Origin of the sequence: Polycladomyces subterraneus (genome assembly GCF_030433435.1) — a bacterium.
Classification (GTDB): Bacteria; Bacillota; Bacilli; order Thermoactinomycetales; family JIR-001; genus Polycladomyces; species Polycladomyces subterraneus.
The window spans coordinates 17,043-40,315 of the sequence record NZ_JANRHH010000022.1; the positions used below are offsets into that span (position 1 = coordinate 17,043).

At 52.1% G+C, this 23,273-nt stretch carries 22 protein-coding genes; 11 read left to right on the plus strand and 11 right to left on the minus strand.

The features are described 5' to 3' along the window. Positions 1-4: 4 nt before the first annotated feature. The 3 genes from spoIIIAB to NWF35_RS05140 all read right to left on the minus strand — a co-directional run bounded on the left by spoIIIAB (position 5) and on the right by NWF35_RS05140 (position 2,224). Complete coding sequence (gene spoIIIAB, locus NWF35_RS05130; RefSeq protein ID WP_301238015.1) at positions 5-523, minus strand: stage III sporulation protein SpoIIIAB; 519 nt, start codon at positions 521-523, stop codon at positions 5-7. Then, entirely contained in the window at positions 520-1,482 is a 963-nt protein-coding gene (gene spoIIIAA / locus NWF35_RS05135; RefSeq protein WP_301238032.1) for a stage III sporulation protein AA, read from the minus strand. The genes spoIIIAB and spoIIIAA overlap by 4 nt, the downstream gene beginning before the upstream one ends. 292 nt (positions 1,483-1,774) lie before the next feature. Continuing rightward, positions 1,775-2,224 carry a CD1247 N-terminal domain-containing protein gene (locus tag NWF35_RS05140; protein WP_301238016.1) on the minus strand — a complete coding sequence of 150 codons (450 nt, stop codon included), beginning with the start codon at positions 2,222-2,224 and terminating at the stop codon, positions 1,775-1,777. Between the two features lie 141 nt (positions 2,225-2,365). On the opposite strand from NWF35_RS05140, the gene NWF35_RS05145 reads away from it, so the two are divergent. From NWF35_RS05145 to NWF35_RS05165, 6 genes are all read left to right on the plus strand, one after another. Beyond that, positions 2,366-3,640 (plus strand): MFS transporter, encoded by a 1,275-nt coding sequence (locus tag NWF35_RS05145; protein WP_301238033.1) that lies wholly within the window; start codon positions 2,366-2,368, stop codon positions 3,638-3,640. Positions 3,641-3,812: 172 nt separating this feature from the next. Then, on the plus strand, positions 3,813-4,625 hold the full coding sequence (gene comA, locus NWF35_RS05150) for a phosphosulfolactate synthase (protein WP_301238017.1): 813 nt from the start codon (positions 3,813-3,815) through the stop codon (positions 4,623-4,625). After that, positions 4,622-5,335 (plus strand): 2-phosphosulfolactate phosphatase, encoded by a 714-nt coding sequence (locus tag NWF35_RS05155; protein ID WP_301238018.1) that lies wholly within the window; start codon positions 4,622-4,624, stop codon positions 5,333-5,335. Before comA ends, NWF35_RS05155 begins: the two co-directional genes overlap by 4 nt. 56 nt (positions 5,336-5,391) lie before the next feature. Then, positions 5,392-5,850, plus strand: coding sequence for a DUF441 domain-containing protein (locus tag NWF35_RS05160; RefSeq protein WP_301238019.1), 459 nt, complete (start codon positions 5,392-5,394; stop codon positions 5,848-5,850). A 629-nt stretch (positions 5,851-6,479) separates the two neighbouring features. Further along, the gene (locus tag NWF35_RS16810) at positions 6,480-6,677 is read left to right on the plus strand and encodes a membrane lipoprotein lipid attachment site-containing protein (RefSeq protein ID WP_363321559.1); all 198 of its coding nucleotides are present in this window, start codon (positions 6,480-6,482) and stop codon (positions 6,675-6,677) included. A gap of 303 nt (positions 6,678-6,980) precedes the next feature. Beyond that, complete coding sequence (locus NWF35_RS05165) at positions 6,981-7,256, plus strand: hypothetical protein (RefSeq protein ID WP_301238020.1); 276 nt, start codon at positions 6,981-6,983, stop codon at positions 7,254-7,256. A gap of 56 nt (positions 7,257-7,312) precedes the next feature. Here NWF35_RS05165 and argH read toward each other — a convergent pair whose 3' ends face one another. From argH to NWF35_RS05190, 5 genes are read right to left on the minus strand one after another with little or no spacing between them, the layout of a single operon-like run. Then, complete coding sequence (gene argH / locus NWF35_RS05170) at positions 7,313-8,833, minus strand: argininosuccinate lyase (RefSeq protein ID WP_301238021.1); 1,521 nt, start codon at positions 8,831-8,833, stop codon at positions 7,313-7,315. A 41-nt stretch (positions 8,834-8,874) separates the two neighbouring features. Further along, entirely contained in the window at positions 8,875-10,608 is a 1,734-nt protein-coding gene (locus tag NWF35_RS05175) for an ABC transporter permease (protein ID WP_301238022.1), read from the minus strand. Next, on the minus strand, positions 10,601-11,701 hold the full coding sequence (locus tag NWF35_RS05180; RefSeq protein WP_301238023.1) for an ABC transporter ATP-binding protein: 1,101 nt from the start codon (positions 11,699-11,701) through the stop codon (positions 10,601-10,603). The genes NWF35_RS05175 and NWF35_RS05180 overlap by 8 nt, the downstream gene beginning before the upstream one ends. A 25-nt stretch (positions 11,702-11,726) precedes the next feature. Further along, positions 11,727-12,785: an extracellular solute-binding protein gene (locus tag NWF35_RS05185; RefSeq protein WP_301238024.1), complete on the minus strand. Its 1,059-nt coding sequence runs from the start codon at positions 12,783-12,785 to the stop codon at positions 11,727-11,729. 37 nt (positions 12,786-12,822) lie between these two features. Next, positions 12,823-14,016 (minus strand): ROK family transcriptional regulator, encoded by a 1,194-nt coding sequence (locus NWF35_RS05190; RefSeq protein WP_301238025.1) that lies wholly within the window; start codon positions 14,014-14,016, stop codon positions 12,823-12,825. Positions 14,017-14,444: 428 nt separating this feature from the next. On the opposite strand from NWF35_RS05190, the gene NWF35_RS05195 reads away from it, so the two are divergent. From NWF35_RS05195 to NWF35_RS05205, 3 genes are all read left to right on the plus strand, one after another. Continuing rightward, positions 14,445-16,982 (plus strand): PIG-L family deacetylase, encoded by a 2,538-nt coding sequence (locus NWF35_RS05195; protein WP_301238026.1) that lies wholly within the window; start codon positions 14,445-14,447, stop codon positions 16,980-16,982. Between the two features lie 185 nt (positions 16,983-17,167). Next, positions 17,168-17,608 (plus strand): MaoC/PaaZ C-terminal domain-containing protein, encoded by a 441-nt coding sequence (locus NWF35_RS05200; protein ID WP_301238027.1) that lies wholly within the window; start codon positions 17,168-17,170, stop codon positions 17,606-17,608. A gap of 41 nt (positions 17,609-17,649) precedes the next feature. Continuing rightward, positions 17,650-19,212, plus strand: coding sequence for a class I adenylate-forming enzyme family protein (locus NWF35_RS05205; RefSeq protein ID WP_301238028.1), 1,563 nt, complete (start codon positions 17,650-17,652; stop codon positions 19,210-19,212). Between the two features lie 205 nt (positions 19,213-19,417). Here the strand turns inward: NWF35_RS05205 and efp are convergent, their stop codons facing one another. The 3 genes from efp to aroQ are packed head-to-tail and all read right to left on the minus strand — an operon-like array spanning position 19,418 to position 21,543. Then, positions 19,418-19,975, minus strand: a complete 558-nt coding sequence (efp, locus tag NWF35_RS05210; protein WP_301238029.1) for an elongation factor P — start codon at positions 19,973-19,975, stop codon at positions 19,418-19,420. A gap of 39 nt (positions 19,976-20,014) precedes the next feature. Next, positions 20,015-21,088, minus strand: coding sequence for a M24 family metallopeptidase (locus tag NWF35_RS05215; RefSeq protein WP_301238034.1), 1,074 nt, complete (start codon positions 21,086-21,088; stop codon positions 20,015-20,017). 11 nt (positions 21,089-21,099) lie between these two features. Beyond that, complete coding sequence (gene aroQ / locus NWF35_RS05220) at positions 21,100-21,543, minus strand: type II 3-dehydroquinate dehydratase (protein ID WP_301238030.1); 444 nt, start codon at positions 21,541-21,543, stop codon at positions 21,100-21,102. A gap of 230 nt (positions 21,544-21,773) precedes the next feature. Here aroQ and NWF35_RS05225 point away from each other — a divergent pair, with 230 nt between their 5' ends. Both NWF35_RS05225 and NWF35_RS05230 read left to right on the plus strand, forming a co-directional pair. Beyond that, complete coding sequence (locus NWF35_RS05225) at positions 21,774-22,685, plus strand: DUF1385 domain-containing protein (protein ID WP_301238035.1); 912 nt, start codon at positions 21,774-21,776, stop codon at positions 22,683-22,685. Positions 22,686-22,726: 41 nt separating this feature from the next. Beyond that, on the plus strand, positions 22,727-23,032 hold the full coding sequence (locus NWF35_RS05230; RefSeq protein ID WP_301238031.1) for a hypothetical protein: 306 nt from the start codon (positions 22,727-22,729) through the stop codon (positions 23,030-23,032). Positions 23,033-23,273: the final 241 nt, after the last annotated feature.

Genomic DNA, 23,273 nt, shown 5'->3' on the forward strand with positions numbered 1-23,273 from the left:
TACCTCAGTACATCAGGATGGCCAGCAAGGCTCCCCCCAGAATGCCCAGGCTTTTGCACATTTTCTCATATCGAGCCTGCTCGTCCCGAGCGTGCTGTTCCTCCGCCTGCAGATGAGCCATGGCCATCCGAATGTGTTGCAATTGGTCTTGACGGTCGGAGACCCCCAACGTCTGTCCGAAATGGAGCAGGATCTCCCGCTCCGGTTGACGCATGGCCGTTTGCTCCCAAATCGCCTCGATCGCCCTTCTCCAACATTCATAGGCTGATGCGCCGTCCAAGGCGCGTAAACGGGTTCCGCATTCCCAAAACAGCTTTCCCACAGAGGACGGTTCGCGATCGGCGATATGAATCATCACTTCCGCCAGCGGACGTGAACCATACACAATCTCCGTTTCCAAAATGGCCAACGATTGTAGCAAGGCACGGATCTGGCGAGGTCGGTCAGCATACCGCTTGGCGACGCGAAAACCGGCGGTGGAGGAAGCGACCAGGATGAAGACGGCACCCAGCAGTTTCATCATCTTGCCCGCACCGATCGCTCCCGATCCATCCTCTTGAGCGAACTGTCATAAATCCCCTCGATCGTGCCGGGACGAAGGCGGCGACTCAACAACACCACCCGGGTGAAGACACCCTCTCGAATCAGCGCGGTCAATCCGGGACGACGACAAATCTCATCCAGGGAACGTCCATGCGCCGTGACAAACAGATTCACCCCGGCAAAAACAGCTTCGTAAACCGCTTCGCTGTCTTCTTTGCGACCGATTTCGTCCACCACCAGAATCTCCGGGGACATCGACCGGATCATCATCATCATGCCCTCAGCCTTGGGGCAGGCGTCCAACACATCAGTACGCGGTCCGACATCATGTTGCGGAACGCCTCGTAAACATCCCGCAATTTCCGAACGCTCGTCCACAATACCGACCTTCCGGGGCTTCACGCCCCATTCCCCAGCGCTGGCGATGCGCGCGAGGTCGCGCAATAACGTGGTTTTACCGCATTGTGGCGGTGAGACGATCAGCACGTTTTCCACGCGATCCGGTCGAAACACATAAGGGATCAACGGCTTCCCCGTCCCTTTCACCTGACGGGCCAACCGGATATTGAATCCGGTCACATCGCGCAAATGCTTCACTTTCCCGTTCTCCACCACCACCTTCCCGGCTAAGCCGATCCGGTGGCCGCCGTCCACCGTCACGTACCCACGCCGAAGCTCTTCTTCCAATGCATAGAGGGAATGTTGGCTAATCAGATTCAACAGTTTGGTGCAATCCTCTCTATTGGGGACATACGAACGCTCAGCATGGGTCCTCCATCTCCCTCCCGTCGCGACAAAACCGGTCCCTTCCGCTGTCACCACCTCCAACGGGCGGTTTTCCCGAATGCGAATCTCCTCCACGCGTTGCCGAACTTCCTCAGGAAGTGCGGCAATGACATCCCGTATGGACGGCGGGAGGACCGGTAAAATGGCATCCAGCACGCGGAAAACCTCCTGTCCATGCGGGTTTTACCTAATCTATATGGCAGGCTTGTATCCTTTATGCCCAAGCCCAAAAGAAAAAGCGGCCCAAATGGGCCGCCAAGGACGCAGGTCATCAGTCTTATTCATCTCCTCTAGCCATTTGTGATTTCGAGTGCGCCGTTGTCCCTCCTATGACGCAGACGTTCACTGGTCGCGGAGTAGATCTGGATTTTCCGTTGAGTGCAGAGCGAAACGGGAAATCGGAGCCCGCAGGCCATTGTCAACGACCCCATCCTCCGATCTCGGATCAGGAAAGAGGCATTTGTTCCGTTTCCGACTCCTCCGTCTTCCGACCGGACTCATCATCATCATTGACGAGCAATACCGTATGACATTCAGGACAAAGCACTTCATATGTGTCATCATCGTCGAAAATGTCATCATCGATCAACACTTGTTCCCCGCACTTGGGACACTCCATCTCAAAAAATCCAGCATTCTCATCCTCGTCTTCTTCGTCGTCGTATACTAACAGCTCCAATTCGTTTAGGTCTTCATCCACCGCTTCCACGTACTCTTCCAATTCGCCCAATCGCAGATTCAATTGATGCACTTCTTCGATTAAATCATCGACCAATGTCAACAGGCGGGAGAGTACTTTCCCCTCCATGCGCTGATTGATTTGACCCGATCCTTCCATCATGCCTTGAATAAACGCGATATCCTTGTGTAAATCATTGTGCTGCATGGTATCCATGTTCACGTCTCCTCCTTACGAATCGACCTTCATTCCTATTGTGGTTTTTCTTCGACCGCGAGATTCGTGACAGTAAAAATCCGTCGATTTGGGAAGTCTACACGTGTACAGGTAAAAAGGAGGAGACAGAAATTGCCAAATATGACGGTTGCATCCCCCAGGCAAAACAAGGACGCCTCTCGTCACCACTCATGGCGGGACATCTCTGTATTGAGTTCGGTTCCGCTTTTGATGGTGTTGGGGAATTCCATGATCATTCCCGCTTTACCATCGATTCGTGAATCACTGGGGATTACGTCACTGCAAGTCAGTATGCTGATCACTTTGTTTTCTGTTCCCGCAGGCATCATCATTCCTTTGGCCGGTATATTGTCCGACCGGTTCGGCCGAAAAATAATCATTGCCATCAGTTTACTGATTTATGGTGCGGGTGGGATTGTAGCCGGGTTGTCCGCATTCGGGTCCTATCCCCTGATGTTGACCGGTCGCATCATTCAAGGAATCGGGGCTGCAGGGACCGCACCAATCGCCATGGCCCTGGTGAGTGACCTATACAAAGGCAATGAGCGCAGTCAGGTTCTCGGCATGATCGAAGCAGCGAATGGATTGGGGAAAGTGATCAGCCCGATTCTCGGATCATTGATCGCCCTGATTTCGTGGTCGGCCCTTTTCTTCACCTTTCCTGTGCTGGTCGTTCCTGCTGTTGCCGCATTGTGGTGGATCATTCAGGAACCGCGGCGCGAAGGGGATGTTCCTACCTTGTCACAGTACAAAGATCATGTGATCAAAACGTTCCGTCGCCAAGGGAAATGGTTGTCGGTCGCTTTTTTGTCCGGCTCCGTTACGCTGTTCATTATCTTCGGAGTATTGTTCTACCTGTCCGATTTGCTGGAAAAACGATATGGGATCGACGGTGTGAGCAAAGGATTGATCCTGGCCATTCCGCTGTCGGCCATGAGCAGCACCTCCTATTGGTGTGGCAATCATATCGATCAAAACGTCAAACGGATGAAGCATTTCATTATCACTGGTCTGTTCACCGTATCAGTTGTCATGGCACTTGTGCCCTTCATCACCAACACATACCTTCTGTTAGGGGTTCTGTTTGTCGGCGGAATCGGTTCGGGGTTGGTTCTCCCTTGTTTAAATACCTTGATCACATCTGCGGTGAATACGACGGAACGGGGTATTATCACATCACTGTACAACGGTGTCCGCTTTTTGGGTGTAGCCATGGGCCCTCCTACTTTCGGAGCTCTGGCCGACAGCAAATGGTGGTTGTTCGGTGGTTCTTCCGCCCTCACCGCCATCACGGGAATCTTAGCTGCCTTCGTGATTCATCGACCAAAACGACTGAGGGGAACGGGTGGTCAATCACGCCTCTTAATGCGCAAAAAACAACTTCAGCAAATATGAGGAGTGCCAATGGTCAATTCAGTAGCCACTGAATTCGCGTGGAGTTCGACCCCTTTGACTGCAGTCTCTTTTTCTTTCTCCCGTTTGCGTTGACAACATTGGGCACCGGACAACCGCTTCCGCATATCATATCAAGGGTATGATCCTTGAGTAAGGAAGCGAGGAGAAACGGATGAAATCGTTGCCGGTGATGTGTTGGCCTCAGAAAATGATTGATCCATCCGGCATCCGTCAATCCAAACCACGTACGACCGGATGCACGATGATACTGGACAAAGGCTTGGGACTTTCCGCTTTTCGTGATCTGGTTGCGTCGGCGGGAGAGTATATCGACTGGATCAAACTGGGTTTCGGCACGCCAGCACTGACCCCTATTCCGATTTTGCGAGAAAAACTGGCCATCGCGCAATCACGAGAGGTGATCTTGTATCCGGGGGGAACGATGTTTGAGGTGGCCCATGCCCAGAACCAGGTGGAACATTACTTTTCCGCTTTGGTCGAACTGGGGTTCACTTACATGGAAATTTCCGACGGTACCGTGGATCTATCTCGTAAGGAGCGGGATCATTACATTCGTGCCGCCTTGGCCAACGGGTTGAACGTCATCACGGAGATCGGTAAAAAAGCGGACGGTTCGTTCACCCCCATCCCGCTGCTAACGGAAACTTATCACCGCGACCGTGATGCAGGAGCCGCTTACGTCATTGTCGAGGGACGTGAATCGGGGAAAAATGTCGGGATATACAATGAAAAAGGAGAAGCCGATCTGGATTACCTGTTCACCGTTCATGAACAAATCGGTTCTCGGTTTTTGATCTGGGAAGCGCCGCAGAAATCCCAACAGGTGCAATTGCTCCAAGCGCTGGGTCCCGACATACACCTGGGCAACGTATCTCCACAGGAATCGCTCGCGGTTGAAGCGCTCCGACGCGGTCTTCGCTCGGACACGTTTGCTATCGGACTACGCATGGAGCGCCAAGAATGATGCATATCTCCGTTTGTCCCCATGTGGATGAAGTACAAATGGACCGGCTGCACAATAAAACCGTCATCGTGATCGACGTGTTCCGCGCGATGAGCTGCATTGTTACCGCATTTGCCCACGGTACCACCCATGTTGTTCCACATGTCACTGTCAATGAAGCCAAACAATCCGCCAAACAGGACGGGCTGTTGCTGGGCGGTGAACGATACGGCAAACGCTTGGAAGGATCCGATCTGGGCAATTCCCCCCGTGATTACACGTCTCCCCTCGTAAACGGACGGGGAATCGCCCTCACGACCACCAACGGGACGCGTGCCTTGATCAAGGCGTCCAAAGGCGCTCACATTTTGGTCGGCTGCTTTCTCAACGCGCTCGCTTGCACGGAACGGGCCTGTTCCCTTCAGCGAGATGTGGTATTTCTATGCTCCGGTACACGCGGCACATTTTCCCTGGAGGACGGGACAGCTGCAGGACTCATGATCGACCTCATCTTGAAAAAGGTTCCCCACGCGGTCTGCGACGATCTGGGCCAATCCATGCAGGCCTGTTATTTGGGATGCCGCGATCGGTTGGAAGAATTCCTCTCATTGAGTCAGTCCGGTCAACGATTGCTGCGCATGGGAGCACAGGAAGATTTACGTGACTGCCTGGAAGTGGACCGCTATTCGATTGTCCCTGTGTGGGAACAAGGTCGGATTATTTCCATTTAATATTTTGTCCCCCTTGTACATACAGTGATGGTAAGACTGTGGGACAGGGGATGGACATGAAACCGGACCTGTTGTTGGTGGCATTGATTCTCATCGGATTGGTGGGCCGATCTTCCATCATCGCGACAGCGGCCAGCCTGTTGCTTATCCTGAAGCTGACGCATCTGGAAAGATATTTCGGGGCGGTGGAAAGGCGCGGGATGGAACTGGGTCTGCTGTTTTTAACCATTGCAGTACTGGTTCCTTTTGCCTCCGGCAGAATCAACCTGCGTGAAATCGTTTCGGTTTTTTCCACTTGGCCCGGATTGCTAGCACTCTTGGGAGGTGCGTTGGCCACTTATATGAACGGGAAAGGGCTTGATTTGCTGAAGGTCGACCCCCAACTGATCATTGGATTGGTAATCGGCTCGATCTTCGGCATTCTGTTTTTGCGTGGAATTCCCGTTGGCCCGCTGATGGCCGCCGGGATCACCGCCTTTTTACTCAAATTGTTCCATTTGTTAGGCAAGGGGTGATCGCAAGAAAAAAGAGGCCATCATGCCCCTGTAGTCATATTCTTTGCACCTTTCGTTGCAGACGGTGCATCTGGCAACGGTTTTGGCTGCGGTGATGAGGGTTTCGCTGGCGGAATCAGTTTCGGTTTCGGTGGAACCTGCGGAATTTTCCTAGGATCCGGCTGATACTTATACCCATCGGTCACCTCGGACTCCTGATTTGCTTTCCTGTCAACATCTTCCCCAGCGTCCCTCCATATGAAAGCTCCGATTAGCACTGCCAACATTACTACCAACCCAATTCTTTCATGCTTTCCCTCCAACCAACCTGATTTTCTTTTACCAGTGGAAAAGGATTCATGATAAGGGGGGAGCAGTCAGATCGTGACGGCCACGCGTTATATCCGCGTGTGTTTCGGAGATGCCCTTTAATATCCATGATATACATAATGGAATGAAAATAATAGCTTTTCTGAGCCGGGGGAGCCACCCGGCTTTTGACGCTTTCTTCTCTCCAGCATTTCCCTCTGATGAAAACGTAGCGGGGAAATATCTACTGAAGCTGGGAGAACGTATCATGCTCACAGGACATAGGAGATAGATAATAGAAAATCGAATAGAAAGCAATAAGGTTATGAGTCGATCAATCAATGAGACGGATGTTATTATTGTTTGTTTCCATGTTCGTTGTCGCTGGCTGTCAGGAACCCCACGCCCATGATGCGAAAGAACCACATCGCTTGCAAAAAAAAGAACAAATCGGATTGGACTCTCAGTTCCACTTTTCAGTCGGAAAAACGTACGATGATCGGTATTCCCAAATAATTAGGGGTTCTTTGCGATACTAACCCTTTTGTTGAGCGCCAGCCTGTAAAGTGCGCGTGGCACATATGGGGAGACCGATCCAGGTGGAAGAATGCATTGTTCGTTGTCCAGGGGGTCGACAAGAAAACTAATCAAACCGAATTCTTGTTTAGCACAACACTCAATTATGCTCCAAACCTCGGAGCAGACTACCATACCCCCTCCAATATCACTTTTTCCAAACCGGGACGTTGGAGAGCGAAGGCTTGAGAGAGTCACTTCCCTAAGCATTATTAAATTTGATAGAAGGATTCGTTGTATATCCTGACGCAAGGAGTGTTGGATCTATGGGTTATATCACCTTTCAAGAACGTCTCTATTTGGGCAGATATATTTCGTCACTGCAACGGACGACAACGGGGAAGGAACAGAACCTCAACCTTTCCATTTTAAATAAATTGGAGAATCCAGATCTCCCTTTTGAGAGAGGAGAATACAATTACCTGATCAATAAATTGTCAGATCGCCTTGAAGATGCTTGTGACTGCAGAAGCGAATATGAAATCAATTTACTTCAAAGCCTGATCATGAAATTGGAAAAAAGAATGGAATCACTTAAATAACCTTCTTGGAACTCCCCTTCCATTGTCGTCTATGAGTATGATGGATCCAACCCGCTCTATGACGACAGCGTCGCCGTCAATTGTTGGATCCGTTCTTTCATCCTGTCCTGTGCGGACCGGATCCGGTTTTTGTATTGTTGCAGTTCAGTACGGTCGGCGGATAGTTTTTTTCTCCGATCCCGCAGCATCCTCGCCGCTTCCCCCGGGCTCGGTCCTCCCAAACATTTTCGCACCGCAATGAAATAGTTGGGATCCCAAATCTTTTTCAGCTCTTCTTCGGTAAAGGGTACCCCGTTCCCCATCACCTCACGGGAGGCTTCTTCGATCAACTCCGGGGAAACCTCATCCAGCTCCAAACGACGTTGATAGGCTTTTTTTACGACGAGGCCAGCGATCCGGTGGGCAATTCGGAAAGAAGTCCTTTTCTTCCGAACCATGGCGTCGGCCAGCTCCGTGATCGTGATGTAATCTTCCCGGGCCCTTCTCATCAAACGCTCCCGGTTGACTTCCAGCGTGCTTACCACTGCATTCATCAGCTTTAGTACTCGCAGGGCTTTATCGATCGATCGGTACAGGTGAGGCTGAAGGTCATCCTCGGTGTCCACGATGTCGCCAAATGGTGTGTTGTGCACCATCGCAAAGACCGCCTGGGCGTCGGCGATGGCACTGCTGGCGATGGAACGGGAATGCTCCACGGAAACCGGATTTCTCTTTTGCGGCATAATACTGCTGATCTGAACATAGGGGTCGGCCACTTTGACGGCGTCGAACTCCCTGGTGCAGAACAACAGCAGATCCTGTATCCAGCGACCCACGTTCGTCATCAGCACCATCATCGCCGCCGCCACTTCCAACAGATAATCTGCTCCGGCGATGGCGTCGTAGGAGTTTTCCACTATGCCTTCAAACCCCAGGTATTTCCGGACGGAATCCCGGCAGATGTCGAAACCGGATGTCGTAATGGCGGCGGCTCCCATAGGGCTTTGATTCACGGTGTGAAAGGCGGCCCAGACCCTCTTCGTATCCCGCCCCAGTACATCTTGGATCGCCAGGAGGTAATGACCGAGTGTGGTGGGCTGAGCCGGTTGAGTGTGGGTATAGGCGGGCATCACCGTCTCCAAATGCTCTCCGATCACTTCCAACAGGGATTCGCGGAGATCCATCACGACATCTAGGAGTTCCAGCAGCTGCTCGCGCAGGACGAGACGATACATAGTCACCCCCATGTCGTTCCGGCTGCGGGCGATGTGCATGTTCCCCGCCAGGTCCGGTCCCACCTCCTCGGTCAGCCGTGCCTCCATCATGAAAAACAGATCTTCATAGCGCGGATCGTACCGGAGGACAGCGGGATCGAGGGCGGCCACCCTTTCGATAGCATCCAGGATACGAGCAGCCTCCTCCTTCGACAAAATCCCCCGGTCACAGAGCATCAGCACATGAGCCCGGTGCACCTGGAACATAGCGGAAAACAGATAATCCCTCTGATAGTTGAAAACCGGTTTCAACAAACACTCCACATAGGTCTTTCCCGGAAAAGTCGCACCGTCTTTTTTCAACCACTCCTCCCGTTTGCTCATTCAAACATCCCCCTTGAGATTGGATTGAGGTTTGTCATCCATCAGAGAGAATTCTCTGCCTTGACCCCGAAGAAACGATTGGAGATGAACAGGACAACACCGATCAGGATGATTTGGTACATCGCGTATGCCGCCGCCTGCCCTAAGTTGAACATGCGTAGCTGGTTCATGATCTCGATGGAGATAGGACGGTTGTCGATGGTGTAAAGCATTACCGAGGAGACGAATTCTCCCACAGCGGTTACAAAGGCGAGCAGAGTGCCAGCCATGATCCCGGGCAGGATGATGGGTAGAATCACTCTTCTAAAGGTGGTGAACCAACGGGCGCCCAGGTTGCGGGCAGCCTCCTCCAGGGAGTCGTCTAGCTGCTCCAGGGCCGCGTTGGTTGAACGAACCACCAGGGGGATGTGGCGGATGAAATAGGCCAAGGGCAGAATCCAGAAGGTACCCACCAGAACCTTACCGAAGGTGAAGGGGGTGGGCACATTGAATGCAAGGATCATGTTCATCGCCACTACCGTCGCTGGAAGGGCCCAGGGGAGCATCACCATCACGTCCAAGACGTTTTTTCCACGGAATTTCCTCTTTACCAACACATAAGAGGTTAGAATGCCGAAGAGAAAATTTCCCGCCGTCGCCAGCGCCGCCATCCACAGGCTGTTTCGGATCGGCTTCCAGATATGGGGGTCTTTCATCAACAATAGGTAGTTTTCGAGGCTAAACCGCGTAGGGTAGGTCTGATAAGTCCACGAACCTTCGGGGACCAGGGACAAAATCGCCAGCGTGATATGGGGAAGTAGCAGAAACACCACTCCGATCACCCCGACGATGACCAAGGGCCACTTGACCCAAGGATTATTGACTTCCCGACGGTGAGTACTAACTCCCTTCTCCGACACCCGGTAATCCCGCCTTCCCTGATACCACCGCATCACCAGCAAAAAGGATATGGAGATGACGGACAGGATGACCGACTGCGTGGCGGCCATGTCCAGATCGCCGTTGATTTTTGAAAAATAAATCTGCAGGCTAAGAACCCTGAACCCTCCGGCCAACAGAAAAGGAGCAGAAAACGAGGCCATCGACGTCATGAATACCAATAGGGACGCCGCCACCAGCGCAGGAGTCAACAGCGGTAGCGTCACTCGACGGAAGACGGTCCACCGGCCAGCACCGAGATTGGTGGCAGCCTCTTCCAAGGAGGGATTCAAGCCCTTGATGGCCGAGGAGACGGTCATGTAAAAGTAGACGTACATGGTGTAGGCATGAACCAGCAGGATGCCGGCAACCCCGCTCAGCTTGAAGGGGGCTTTGTCCAGGTCGAACCAGTCCTGGATCATCCGTGTCACCAACCCCGACTCTCCGTAGAGGAACATAAAGGACATCACCCCGACCAGAGGGGGCAGCACAATGGGCATGATCGCTGCCGTCGCGAAGAAGCGGCGTCCTGGGAAATCGTAGCGGTTGAAGATGAAAGCAAGTGGCACGCCGATCAAGGCACTCAACAGGACACTCAACAAGGAGATGTAGAGACTGTTCCACAGCGCCTCCAGGTTGGACAGACTCTCCGGGCTGAAGAAACGCTTATAGTTTTCAAGGGTGAACTCCCCCTTCATCCACACGCTCTGAACCAAGGTCCTCAGGCTCGGATATAACACGTAAGAGACCAACACCAGGATGACCGGGATCAGTAGTAACAGGGTGAATCCCTTATCCGATACCACGCGCCGGGATGCGATCGGCTCTGTCGGCCTTTTTGTAGCAGGATTAATCATCAATACTACCCCCTGCGTCTGGAATCAGCCGCAACTGGTCCTCCGGCAACTCGAAGAATCGCCTTTCCCCTTCACGTAGCCTCCCTCGCATGTCCGGCCGGTTTAAGAACAAAGCCTGTAACACCGTTCCGTCCTCCAACTCCACCTTGCAGTAATAGGATGAACCCGTAAACTGGATCAGCTTCACCCACCCTTCCACCCTGTTTGATCCGGGACCTTCGACTAGGCGGACCGCCTCGGGGCGAATCGATAGGAACCAGCCCCCTTCTCCCGTCCAATGGGGAACGTCTTGCTCCCCTTTCTTCACCCGGAATAAGCGGTTCCCGCTCTCCACCGTCACATGATCTGGTTCCGTCTCTTTGATCGTGGCCGGGAGTAGGTTAGTCTCCCCGACAAAGGAAGCGACGAAGGCGTTTTTTGGGTGGTTGTATATCTCCTCCGGTGTCCCCGTCTGCTGGCACTTACCGCGGCTGAAGACGGCGATCCGGTCGCTCATGGATAAGGCCTCCACCTGATCATGAGTGACGTAGATCGTGGTGATTCCCAGGGAGCGCTGTAGAGACAGGATCTCCATCCGCATCTCGTCCCTGAGACGCGCGTCCAGGTTGCTGAGGGGTTCGTCGAGGAGCAGAATACGGGGGCGGATCACCAAGGCGCGGGCAAGAGCGACCCGCTGCTGCTGCCCCCCGCTCAGCTGAGAGATCCTCCTCTCCCCGAATCCCCCCAGTCGCACCTGCTCAAGGGCCTGTTCCACCCGTTCAGTGATCTCCTTTTTCGGGAGTTTACGCACTTCCAGACCAAAGGCCACGTTTTCGGCAACCGTCATGTGTGGAAACAGGGCGTAGTTCTGGAACACCATCCCTGTATCTCGGTAGTGTGGTGGAACGCGAGTTACATCCTGGTCGTCAAAGAGGATACTGCCGGTAGTCGGATAACAAAACCCCGCGATCATTCGCAGCATTGTCGTCTTCCCGCAACCGCTCGGACCCAACAGGGTGAAGAACTCCCCTTCGTTGATGGTCAGGTCCAACTGATTGACCGCCGAAACTTCCCCGAATGTTTTGGAAACCTGCGACAGTTGAACTCGGCTCAATCCGATCACCCCAAAGACATTCGTCTTATTCTTCCGCCTGCTTTTTGCTCTTGATATTCTCGTCCCAGTACTCCATCCACTCTTTCTCTTTTTTACGGATCAGATCCCAATCCAGTTCCATTGGTTTGATCTTCGTTTCCGTGATCCAGGCGGGCAAGTCGTCGATGTCGTTACGGGTGGGGATGCGGTAATACTTTTCGGCGAGGATTTTGGCCGCATCCTTGGAGTTGACGAACTCATAGAATTCTTTGGCCGCTTTGGGGTGTTTCCCACCTTTCACCAGGGCGATCCCATCGGTCAGCACCGGCGTTCCGCTCTCTGGGATGACGTAATCAAACGGGTAGTGCTTCGTCTCCTTTAACATCACGACGTCCGGCATGTCCCACACCGTCATGCTCCCTTCCCCCCGGGCAATCTTGCTGTACATCATCTCCGGGTTGGCGGCGTATTCTTTGGTGTTGGCATCCAGTTTCTTCAACCACTCGTACCCTTCCTTGGGAGCCTTCGACTCCTGGTAGGTTCTGTAGATCATAGAGGAAAAAATGGTGCGCATCGTCCCCGAAGCCAGCGGGTAGCGGATGATGATCTTGTCTTTCCACTTCTTGTCCAAGAGGTCGTCCCAATCCTTCGGCGCTTCCTTCCTGGAAATCTCATTAGTGTTATACATGATTACCTGAGGTGTCTTGAAGGTACCAGTCCAGCTGTAATCCTTCGCATGAAACTCGTCGTCGAGAGCATCGGCGTAGCTAGGCTTGTATTTTTCCAGCAAACCCTCCTCCCTTGCCTGTTCAAACATCACCGACGGTCCCCCCCACCATACGTCCGCCTGGGGATTTCCCTTTTCCGACCGGATCCGGTCCAACACTTCCTGAGAACCCATATCCAGCCACTGCACGTCGGTGTTGGGGTGCTCCTTTTCAAATCGCTTCTCAAAATCTTGCAAGATGTCTTTTCCATGGGGAGAATAGACGACCACCGTCTCCTCCAGCCCGTCCTTGGCGCTTTCCCCTGATGGTGACGAAGCGAGGCAGCCTGTGGCCAGCCCCGTCACCAGAGTCAAACTGAGAATCACTTTCCAACGCATCGGATCTCCCCTCTCAATATGATTTTCCAAAAAACGATCACAGAACCCCCTGAAAAACGGAGTCATGCTCCTTCAACACCAGCGCTCCCCCGCCAACCGCCCCCGCCAAATCCCCAAGTTGGCTGATCCGGATCTCTGGCTGCATTGGGGTCAGCTTGCGAACGGTTCTTTCGATGATAGGCAACAGGATATCCGCCGATCCAAATAGGCCGCCACCCAGGATAACGACTTCGGGGTCAAACAGACTGATCACGTTGGCGATCCCCGCGGCCAGGTGGCGGCTGGCTTCCCCAATCACCTCGGCTGCCTTCGGGTCGCCCTCCCGGAAGGCGTCGAAGATGTCTTTGGCCGTCTGTTTATCCATTGCCGTACCGGTCAGATCCAAGCGGCGATGGTACTCCCTCAAAATGGCCGGTCCTCCGGCTTTACTTTCCAGAAACCCAAACCCGGCGTAGATAGGATCGTTCCATCGCTCTACCGCATCGGCGTCGGTCAACATGTAGCCGATCTCGCCGGAAGCCCAATTGGCACCACGGTACAGTTCCCCGTTCAAGATCAGGCCGCAGCCAATCCCAGTCCCTACCGTCACCATGATTACGTGCCGCTTCTCCCGGCCAGCTCCCAGCCAACATTCGCCCAGGGCGGCCAGATTCACATCATTCTCGACGTAAACCGGAAGCTGAAAATAGTCTTCCATCCTCTCCTTCAATGGGAGGTTCTCCCATTCCAGGCTAGGGGCCGAAATCACCACGCCGTCATGAAACCGGGTGATCCCCGGTGCCCCCACCCCCAAACCGACCACTTTGTCGAGTGGGATGGACAACTCTTCCAAAAATCGGCGGACATCGAGGAAAAAACGCAGTATTTCCAAAGGCTTACGGGTGGGGATCGTCTGTTTTTGGCACACTTCTCCGCCCAAATTGCACAGGGCCATCGTAATGGAACTTCCACCTACATCGATCCCCACCACGTATCCAGCGTGATCATCGATCGCCAATTGAATCGGTTTCCGTCCACCCTGTCCGGAAGAATCACCCACTCCGACCTCTCGAATCACCCCCTCGGCCAATAATTCATCGATGATCTGGGAGACCGTCGTCCGACTGATCGTCGTCTCCCTGGAGATCCCGACGCGAGAAATTTTCCCTTTTGATCGAATAGTCTGCAAAATAATCCGTTTGTTCAGCCGTTTCATCTCATGGGGAGTCCCGCTAACCGTATGATTTCCCATGAAACCCCCCTCACTCTGTTAGGGCTTGTTGACAACGATACCAGGGAGCGAAGCGAACATAGCGAGACTTGTACTCGGTAAGTATGTACTCTCCGATCCGCGGCGACAGCAGAAGTCGATCACCGACCTTGTTATCAAGCCCGATTCCCTTTCCGCGATTTGTTTTAGGATACAAAATCTATTGTTAGTACTATTACCTTCCATGCACATTTGTCAACAGAAACCCGGTTGATTTAGTTTGTAAACCTTTCTTACCAACTTGAGACAAAAGGTGGAATACATATCCGGTTGTCTTTTATTATAACCAAATCCTTCAGGAGTGAAAAGAATGAATTAATATTTTTGTTGAAATATTCTATCTTCATGATTATCATAATTACCAAAGGGTGGAATATATGCCGGAATCCATCTGACAGGAGGATCTGGGAATGCATCCATTAAGGTTCAGAGCCTGGTTTGTGTTTGTGCTGACTTTTGTTCTCTTCGTCAGTCTGCTGGCACCTTCCCTGCCCACCCAGGCGCAGGAAGAACCGGACCGGGAGCTGTGGAAAGCCCTCCTCCCCCTGGATACCGTGGTTAGCTTTATGAACACGGGGGCACATCCTGACGATGAACAGAGTGCCTTGCTGGCTTACCTGTCCCTCGGCAAAGGCGTGCGCACCATCAGTGTGTTGGCCAACCGGGGCGAAGGGGGGCAAAATCAAATTGGCAAGGAACTCGGCAACGCGCTCGGTATCATTCGAAGCCGCGAACTTCAGGAGGCGGCCAAACTGTTAAATGTCCATCTTTTTATGCTCAGCCAAGACTTGAATGACCCCATTTACGATTTTGGCTTCTCAAAATCACCCGAAGAGACACTGAATAAATGGGGTGAAACGTTAACCTATGAACGGCTGATCCGACGGATTCGCGAAGAGCGCCCAGACATCGTAATGCCTTCGTTCCGGGACATCCCGACCGAACACGGACACCATCGCGCCATCTCTGAGCTGACCATTCGTGCCTTTCGAGATGCCGCTGACCCCAACGTTTTTCCGGAGCAAATCCGGCAAGGCTTAAAACCGTGGCAAATCAAAAAAATTTACCTTCCCGGCACAAACGGCCACGAAACGCTGCGCTTTAACATCGGAGGAAAACCAGACCCGATCTACGGTTTGACTTATCCTCAACTGGGAGAAGAATCACGCAAAATGCACAAAAGCCAGGGTATGGGTCGAGACCTACCTGTGGGCGATTTCTTCATTTCATTGGAATTGGTCAATTCTGCCACAGGGTCCAAAGGGAAAGAGTCCTCCCTTTTTGACTCACTTCCCTACGATTTTGCGGATTATGCCAAACAAGTGCCTCAACCGGCTATGAAACAAGCACTCATCCACCTGCAGCAACAATACGAGCGGGCCATCCAGGCCTATCCCAATCGGGCCCATGTGACTCGGGAAGTGCAAAAGGCCTTGCAAATGACACGCCTAGCCATCCACCTTGCCCAAGTCCAACCGCTGAACCAGGAACAAAGAGAGGACCTGCTCTACCGTTTGCAAATCAAAGAACAACAGCTTCAGCACGCCAGTGCCGTCGCCTCGGAAATCCAAATTAACCTGGGCATCGACCGCGATATCTGGACACTTGGCTCCACCTCCCATCTCACGTTAACCATTCACAACAACAGTGATCAGCCTATTACCGGAATCCGGGTGAAACCTGTTTTGCCAGAGGATCACTGGAAGGTGGCAGTCCAGCCGTACATCACTTCCTTGGGGCCCAAGCATCAAAAAACGATCCGCTTAGCCATGTCTGCTCCCGTAGACCATGCTTCCTTCTTCCATCCTTACCATCCTTCCATTGTGCAAATCGATGTCTCCTATCTACTGGAAGGGCAAACGGTTACTCAGCGGATCACACCGGACCCGCTCAAACAAACGGCCGCGCTCTTGCCGGATTGGGGTTTCCTTCTCTCACCCGAGTCAAGCATCATCAATACTGCGAAAGAGCAGGATACCCGAACCATTCACTTGCAAGTAACGAACTATAAAAACGGCCCCAGCCAAGGAACGATTCACGTCAACGTGCCGGAGGGCTGGAAAGCGGAACCGGCTGAATGGGATGTCCATTTTGCTAAGGCGGATGAGCAACAATCTTTTCAGGTGAACATCACTACACCCAAAGGAGTCAAGGAACAAACCTACGACATCACCTTCGAAGCCAATGTTGACGGCCATCGCTTCAACTCCCAAGTGCAGCGTATCTTTTATCCGCACATTGGGACTAGCTACTACGTACGCGATGCCAAACTCACTCTCCATGCGTTTCCTTTGAATTTGCCTACCGGGCTAAAAATCGGATATGTGGAAAGCGGATTTGATGATGTGTCCAATCAGTTGCGTCAAGCGGGACTTAACATCACTTCCTTAACGGAAGATGATTTGAAAAAAAATGACTTAAGCCAATACGACACCATCGTCGTCGGCATTCGGGCTTATCTCTCGCGCCCTGACCTTTTGGCTAACAACCATCGTTTGTTGGATTACGTAGAAAACGGTGGCCATGTAGTCATGCAGTATCACAAACCGGAGGACAACTGGAAGTCTGAACTCGCCCCATACCCGCTCACTCCCGGTGATCCTCCCATCAGTTGGAGGGTCACGGATGAAACTGCCCCCGTCACTTTCTTGCAACCCGAGCATCCGATCATGCAGTGGCCAAACAAAATCACCTCCGCCGACTTTGACGGATGGGTCCAAGAACGGGGGGTCTATTTTCCTTCCAGTTGGGACAAAGAGCATTATCTCCCGCTTTTGTCCATGTCCGATCCAGGGGAAGAGCCTTTCACCAGCGGATTGTTGGTCGCTGATTACGGCAAAGGCACTTACATCTATACCAGCCTAGTCTGGTACCGCCAGATTCAGGCTCAAGTGCCCGGTGGCTACCGCATATTTATCAACCTTGTCAGCTACCCCCACACCCGGTAACCTGAAAAATCACCATTTGGTTTCCACTTCAAGCGACATTAACCGGAAAGCACCCTGACGGGTGCTTTCCGGCTTGCCAAAGCCCTTATGTAAACGGTCTTCGGGAAGGTATACATGCGCCGCTAGAAAAGTGTAGAAAACTGTTCTGCAAATCACCAGGTTGTGACTTGAAGGAGGAAAACACAGTGTTTACAAAATTCCTGGAACAGTACAAAATAGGCGAAACTTGGCTGTCCAAAGGAAGGACAATTACGGAGGCCGATCTCGTGATGTTTTCTGCATTCAGTGGGGACTGGTTTCCCCTTCACACCGACAAGGAGTATGCGTCCAGAACCTTGTTTAAGCAGCGTATCGCTCACGGGATGCTGGTGCTTTCCGCTGCCACGGGTCTTTTTCAATTTGAACCGGGAGTGGTCGTCGCTTTCTATGGAATGGAACATGTTCGCTTTACCAATCCGACCTTCATCGGCGACACGATTCATTCGGAAGTGAAGATTATCGATATTCAGGAGAAAGACAACGGGCGGGGAATTATCACAGCGCTCCAAGAGATTAAAAAACAGACCGGTGAGACAGTGGTGGTTGCCACTATAAAACTGATGGTAAACAAGAGCCCAAATCATTAAGGTCATCATGCGAGGATACACCATGTTTGGGAGGGATATGCATGGATGTCGGGTATATGACAAGACGAATCATGGGAGATCTCAACACGCTAGAACCTTCCAAGTGTGCTGTAAAGTTGGAAAGTGAGTTATCGTGGACGTATGAGGAGTTGCATCGGGTTTCAAATGCCTACGGAAATGTGCTTCGCAACTCGGGAGTGAAAAAAGGGGATCGGGTCGGAATCCTTCTGTATAACTGTCTAGAGTACTTCGCTCTTTACTTCGGGGCTGCAAAAATCGGAGCCATTGCCGTTCGTCTCAATTTTCGGTTGGCCAGTCAAGAGTTTGAATACGCGTTGAACGATTCAGGCTGTAAAATTCTTTGCTTTCATTCCAGTTTAACTGATCGGATCGAGCCAATACGGAATGCTGTTTCTGTTGAGGATTACATCTGTCTTCCATATCAGGGTGAGCCGGTTCCACCTTGGGCCAAACCATGGGACGTATTGACCAACGGAGAAACATCGGAGATCACCAATATAACGCTTGAACCGTCGGATCCGGTGATGTTGATGTATACCTCCGGAACCACGGGACGGCCGAAGGGAGCTTTATGGACACACGCCAATACACTCTGGTTTTCGGCCATGCAGGTGATGAAATGGAATTTGCATGCCGGTACGGTTTGTATGACGACTGGTCCCCTTTATCATGTGGGAGGAATGGAAGATCTGGCACTGCCGGCACTCCTGGTTGGAGGAACAGTTGTGATTACAAAAAGTGGGGGCTTCAGCATCGATCGCGTTGTACGAACAATCGAACAAGAAAATGTCACTGATTGTTTTCTATTTCCCTTTATGATTTATGAGATGTTGAACTCTTCCCGATCCGCAGATTTCAAGCTTTCAAGATTGAAACGAATCTATTCGGGAGGGGATCCCGTCATGCCATGGGCAATCGAACAATTAAACGAACGTTTTCCCCATGTGGGATTGGTTCAGGTCTATGGTTTGACGGAAGGAACCCCGATTGCCGCTGCCCTTGACCCGTCTGACTCCAGGAAGAAAGGCCATACTGTCGGGAAACCGATGCCGTTGACCGAAATCAAAATCGTCGATGACCGCGGACAATCAGTTCCGATAGGAGAAACAGGCGAAATCTGCATCAAGAGTCCGGCTGTCTCACAGGGTTATTGGCAAAAACCTGCGGCAACGGCAGCCACTTTCGTTGACGGTTGGTGTCATACAGGTGATCTTGGGAGGATCGACAAGGATGGATATCTCTCGATTGTCGGCCGCAAAAAGGACATGATCAGAAGCGGTGGAGAGAACATCTATCCGGTTGAAATCGAAGACGTCTTGATTCGCCATCCTGCTGTCAAAGATGTGGCAGTAATCGGAATTCCAGACCCGAAATATATCGAAACCGTTTGTGCGGTGATAGTTCTAAAACAGGAAATGAAAGCAACGGAGGATGATATAATCAGGTTTGCCACTCAACACTTGGCCAGTTACAAAAAGCCCCGGAAAGTGGTGTTTGTGAAAGAAATTCCGCGGACCCCTTCCGGAAAAATTCAAAAATACATTTTGAGGGAGAAATACGGGTCAACGGAAAACGTATGCTAAAGGTGTAAATCAGTCTTGTTACGTTCCTCTTGTTGTGAAGGAAAAGAAAAATCAAAAAACTCTAGTCAATAAAAAAAGGCAGCCCCGTCTCTCAGGCTGCTTTTTCTATAGCCAGAAAAAGGGGAGCACGTATCCCCGCTCAGCCGCATATAAACAGTGCAAGCAGAGAAACGCGTCCCCTTCTCTCATAATCGTTGGGTTCCTATTATGCCCGAGAAACGTACTCGCCGCTCCGGGTATCGATGATCAGCCGGTCGCCCACGTTAACGAACAGCGGTACCTGTACGACCAAGCCCGTTTCCAACGTGGCCGATTTGCTTCCGCCCGTCGCGGTGTCTCCCTTGATGCCCGGTTCGGTATCGGTCACTTCCAACTCCACCGTATTGGGCAGTTGCACACCGATGGTTTCTCCTTGGTAGATCATGATGTTGACGTTCATGTTTTCCTTCAGGAATTTGATCTCCCGCTCCAGGCGTTCGGCCGGCAGGCTGATTTGCTCGTAGGTTTCATTGTCCATAAACGTGTACTCACCGCCGCTTTCATACAGGTACTGCATTTGGCGGGTTTCCACGTGTGCACGCGGCACTTTTTCCCCGGCGCGGAATGTCCGCTCCTGAATGTTGCCGTTGCGCAGGTTGCGCAGTTTGGAACGGACGAACGCCGCCCCTTTCCCCGGTTTGACGTGTTGGAATTCCAGTACTTGCCACACGTCACCGTCCAGCTCGATGGTCAATCCCGTACGAAAATCGTTCACCGAAATCATGCATGTCTCCTCCAAACTCGATAAGATAAAGCCGACCGTCTATTCGATCACGATCAGGTCTTTGGGGCTGTGCGTCAGCACTTCCTTGCCCTGCTCGGTCACGACCACGTCGTCCTCAATACGGACGCCACCAAAACCGGGCAAGTAGATACCCGGCTCAACCGTGACCACCATTCCGGATTGTAACACGGTTTCCCCATTGACGGAAAGAGTCGGGGCTTCGTGAATTTCCAAGCCGATGCCGTGGCCGGTGCTGTGCCCGAACTGCTCGCCGTATCCGCGGTCGGTGATGATATCCCGGGCAACCTTGTCTACATCGCGTCCGGTTACCCCTGGACGAACTGCCTCCAATGCCGCTTGTTGGGCATGTAACACGATATCATAAATCTCCCGTTGCCGCTCGTTCGGCTTTCCTAATACAATGGTGCGCGTGATGTCCGAACAATATCCCTCATGGAGGGCACCGAAATCCAGCGTGACCAAATCACCCTTCTCCAACACCCGATCCGAAGCCACGCCGTGCGGAAGCGCCGAACGCGGACCGGAGGCGACGATAATGTCAAATGAGGAAGAAGTGGCCCCTTTTTCGCGCATGAGAAACTCCAGGCGAAAAGCGATGTCCCGCTCGCGCAGTCCGGGACGAATCTCCTTGAGAATCTCCGTAAATACTTCATCGGCGATTCGTGCTGCACGACGCAACGTCTCCAGCTCATCGGCATCCTTGGTTTCGCGCAGTTTTTCCACCATGTTGCTCACCGGGACCACTTCCACCCCGTCCAGGGTGGACTTTAGCTTTTCCACACGGGCATATACGAGATGATCTTGTTCAAACGCCAGCCGGCTGACGTTCCACTCACGGCACAATTGGGCCACCGTGCGAAACGGCTCACCCCCGACACGCACCACATCCAGATGAGGGGCTTGTTTTTGGGCTTGCTCCACATACCGGAAATCGACCAGCAGTTTGGCGTCCTTATCCGTCACCAGCACCATGCCCGCCGTGCCCGTGAACCCGGTCAGATATCTTCTGTTCATCGGATGGGTAACAAGCAAGGCTTCGAGATCTTGCTCTTTCATTCGGTCACGTAAACGGTCGATCCGCTTTTCCAACAGGCATCCTCCTCTCAATCGATCAGCCCCAACCGAACCGCCACAGCCCGGAGAGCCAGCTCATAGCTGAGAAAACCAAGGCCTACGATTTGACCGACCGCGGCCGGCGCCGTGACAGAATGCGCCCGAAACGCTTCGCGATTATGTATGTTGGACAGATGTACCTCAATCGCAGGTACTTCCACAGAGGCCAGGGCATCCCGAAGAGCGTAACTGTAGTGTGTCAATGCACCAGGGTTGATGATGAGATGGTCAAATGTTCCATCTGCGGCATGAATCCGGTCGATCAATTCTCCTTCGTGATTGGACTGGTATGTTTCCACTTCCAGTCCCCATTTACGACCTAATTCTTCCAGACGATGGTTCAGCTCTGTCAATGATTTTCGTCCGTATACGTCGGTCTCTCTTTTCCCCAGCCGGTTCAAGTTGGGACCGTGTAGCACGAGCACCTTCGGCATCGGCACACCTCCTCTCTCCTTCGCCAATTGTACCACAAATTCCCCTGTTGACGTAGAATTTCACTGGATCACTGCGACGAACGCCATTTCTGTGATACAATGGGAATGCATCTTCATACAAGAACGTACTTTCGGCCGTTCTCCTATAAGGAAATTACAAATAAGGCGGTGCAGGTAAAGTGTCGGAAAAACCAGTCGCATACGGCGGGCAGGCCGTAATAGAAGGCGTAATGTTTGGAGGGCGTTACGTTCAAGTGACCGCCATCCGACGCAAAGACGGCTCGATCGCAACATGGGAGTTAGTGCGAACTCCATCGCCATTTTTATCTTTCCTGAAAAAAATCCCCCTGATTCGCGGCATCGTGGCACTGATCGAAGCGAGCGCTTCCGGTGCAAAACACTTGCAATTTGCGACGGAACAGTATGATTTGGGTTATTCGGATGAGGAGTCTTGGCAGGAAGATCGGCGTTCCCCGTCTAAATTAACCACATATATCGGAGTGGCTGCGGTCGGTGTCCTCTCATTGGTGATCGGAAAAATTCTTTTTACCGCTTTGCCGGCTTTTCTGGCCAGTGTATTGTTTGACCGGTATGTCCACAATCTGATCGCCCAAAATCTGATCGAAGGCGGCATCAAAACATTGCTGCTCCTTGCGTATCTTATATTGATTTCGCAAACGCCTACGATCAAACGGGTCTTCCAATATCACGGGGCGGAACACAAAGTGATTAATGCCTATGAGGCAGGGGTAGAATTAACAATAAGTAACGTACAACGGCAGTCCACCCTTCATTTTCGATGCGGCAGCAGTTTCATCATTTTGACTGTTCTCGTTGGGGTGATTGTCTACTCCTTTTTCCACTACGATAACGTCTGGGATCGCATCGGCATCCGGCTGATGCTTCTGCCCGTGGTGGTCGGACTCTCCTACGAATTGTTGAAATTGACCAACGCTTTGCGAGACGTTCCCGGGCTCTCTTATCTGGGGTATCCCGGATTATGGTTGCAAAAGTTGACCACCCGACAACCGGATGATGATCAAGTGGAAGTAGCCATTGCCGCATTCAATAAAATGAGGGAGCTGGATTTGCAAGCCGAAGCAACGGTCACATCCTCCTCGCTAGCACACTCCCGTTCGTAAGTCGGCTATTCGGATTCTTTATGGAATGAGGGTGAACGGTCATGGTAAGACAACCAAACAACGGGTGGCGTCTGATCCTGTTCGTCTTGATGGGCATCGGTTTCCTCCGCCTGCTTGTAATGAATCCTGTCCAAGTATTGATTCCCCTGCTCATTGCCGGTGTTGTCTTTTACCTGTACAAGTTTCCCCCGCAATGGTTTCTGCGGTGGAACATCCCCTCTCATTCCCGGTCGATCCGCCCGCGTAAAAAAGGGCGGCCGACAGGAAACCGCTTTCGTGGCAGGCGCCCTGCTTTCCGTGTGATTGAAGGCAGTAAAAAGCCGGAACAAAAAACCAAAACCCCATGACAAAACACCATCAGCAGCAAAATCTGTATTCCAACCCAAGCCAGGGTGGATCCGGCAACCGTAGATACTGAGAAATGGGTGGCCTTTTTAGAAAAATGGGGGAGCGCGAGGGGGCTGTAATCCCCCTCAATTTATTGAGGGGATACACGGACCCCCTCGCATTTTTTATAGATTGACAATTCCTTTATATTGGTATTACCATAATGGTATGAAAAAAGAGTCTTGGAAGTCAACAGGAGAA

What these genes read in the sequence shown, in the direction of transcription:
- spoIIIAB (WP_301238015.1), bottom strand. Translation starts at nt 523, where the DNA reads ATGATGAAACTGCTGGGTGCCGTCTTCATCCTGGTCGCTTCCTCCACC.
- NWF35_RS05140 (WP_301238016.1), bottom strand. Translation starts at nt 2,224, where the DNA reads ATGGATACCATGCAGCACAATGATTTACACAAGGATATCGCGTTTATT.
- NWF35_RS05145 (WP_301238033.1), top strand. Translation starts at nt 2,366, where the DNA reads ATGACGGTTGCATCCCCCAGGCAAAACAAGGACGCCTCTCGTCACCAC.
- comA (WP_301238017.1), top strand. Translation starts at nt 3,813, where the DNA reads ATGAAATCGTTGCCGGTGATGTGTTGGCCTCAGAAAATGATTGATCCA.
- NWF35_RS05155 (WP_301238018.1), top strand. Translation starts at nt 4,622, where the DNA reads ATGATGCATATCTCCGTTTGTCCCCATGTGGATGAAGTACAAATGGAC.
- NWF35_RS05160 (WP_301238019.1), top strand. Translation starts at nt 5,392, where the DNA reads ATGAAACCGGACCTGTTGTTGGTGGCATTGATTCTCATCGGATTGGTG.
- NWF35_RS16810 (WP_363321559.1), top strand. Translation starts at nt 6,480, where the DNA reads ATGAGACGGATGTTATTATTGTTTGTTTCCATGTTCGTTGTCGCTGGC.
- NWF35_RS05165 (WP_301238020.1), top strand. Translation starts at nt 6,981, where the DNA reads ATGGGTTATATCACCTTTCAAGAACGTCTCTATTTGGGCAGATATATT.
- argH (WP_301238021.1), bottom strand. Translation starts at nt 8,833, where the DNA reads ATGAGCAAACGGGAGGAGTGGTTGAAAAAAGACGGTGCGACTTTTCCG.
- NWF35_RS05175 (WP_301238022.1), bottom strand. Translation starts at nt 10,608, where the DNA reads ATGATTAATCCTGCTACAAAAAGGCCGACAGAGCCGATCGCATCCCGG.
- NWF35_RS05185 (WP_301238024.1), bottom strand. Translation starts at nt 12,785, where the DNA reads ATGCGTTGGAAAGTGATTCTCAGTTTGACTCTGGTGACGGGGCTGGCC.
- NWF35_RS05190 (WP_301238025.1), bottom strand. Translation starts at nt 14,016, where the DNA reads ATGGGAAATCATACGGTTAGCGGGACTCCCCATGAGATGAAACGGCTG.
- NWF35_RS05195 (WP_301238026.1), top strand. Translation starts at nt 14,445, where the DNA reads ATGCATCCATTAAGGTTCAGAGCCTGGTTTGTGTTTGTGCTGACTTTT.
- NWF35_RS05205 (WP_301238028.1), top strand. Translation starts at nt 17,650, where the DNA reads ATGGATGTCGGGTATATGACAAGACGAATCATGGGAGATCTCAACACG.
- efp (WP_301238029.1), bottom strand. Translation starts at nt 19,975, where the DNA reads ATGATTTCGGTGAACGATTTTCGTACGGGATTGACCATCGAGCTGGAC.
- aroQ (WP_301238030.1), bottom strand. Translation starts at nt 21,543, where the DNA reads ATGCCGAAGGTGCTCGTGCTACACGGTCCCAACTTGAACCGGCTGGGG.
- NWF35_RS05225 (WP_301238035.1), top strand. Translation starts at nt 21,774, where the DNA reads ATGTTTGGAGGGCGTTACGTTCAAGTGACCGCCATCCGACGCAAAGAC.
- NWF35_RS05230 (WP_301238031.1), top strand. Translation starts at nt 22,727, where the DNA reads ATGGTAAGACAACCAAACAACGGGTGGCGTCTGATCCTGTTCGTCTTG.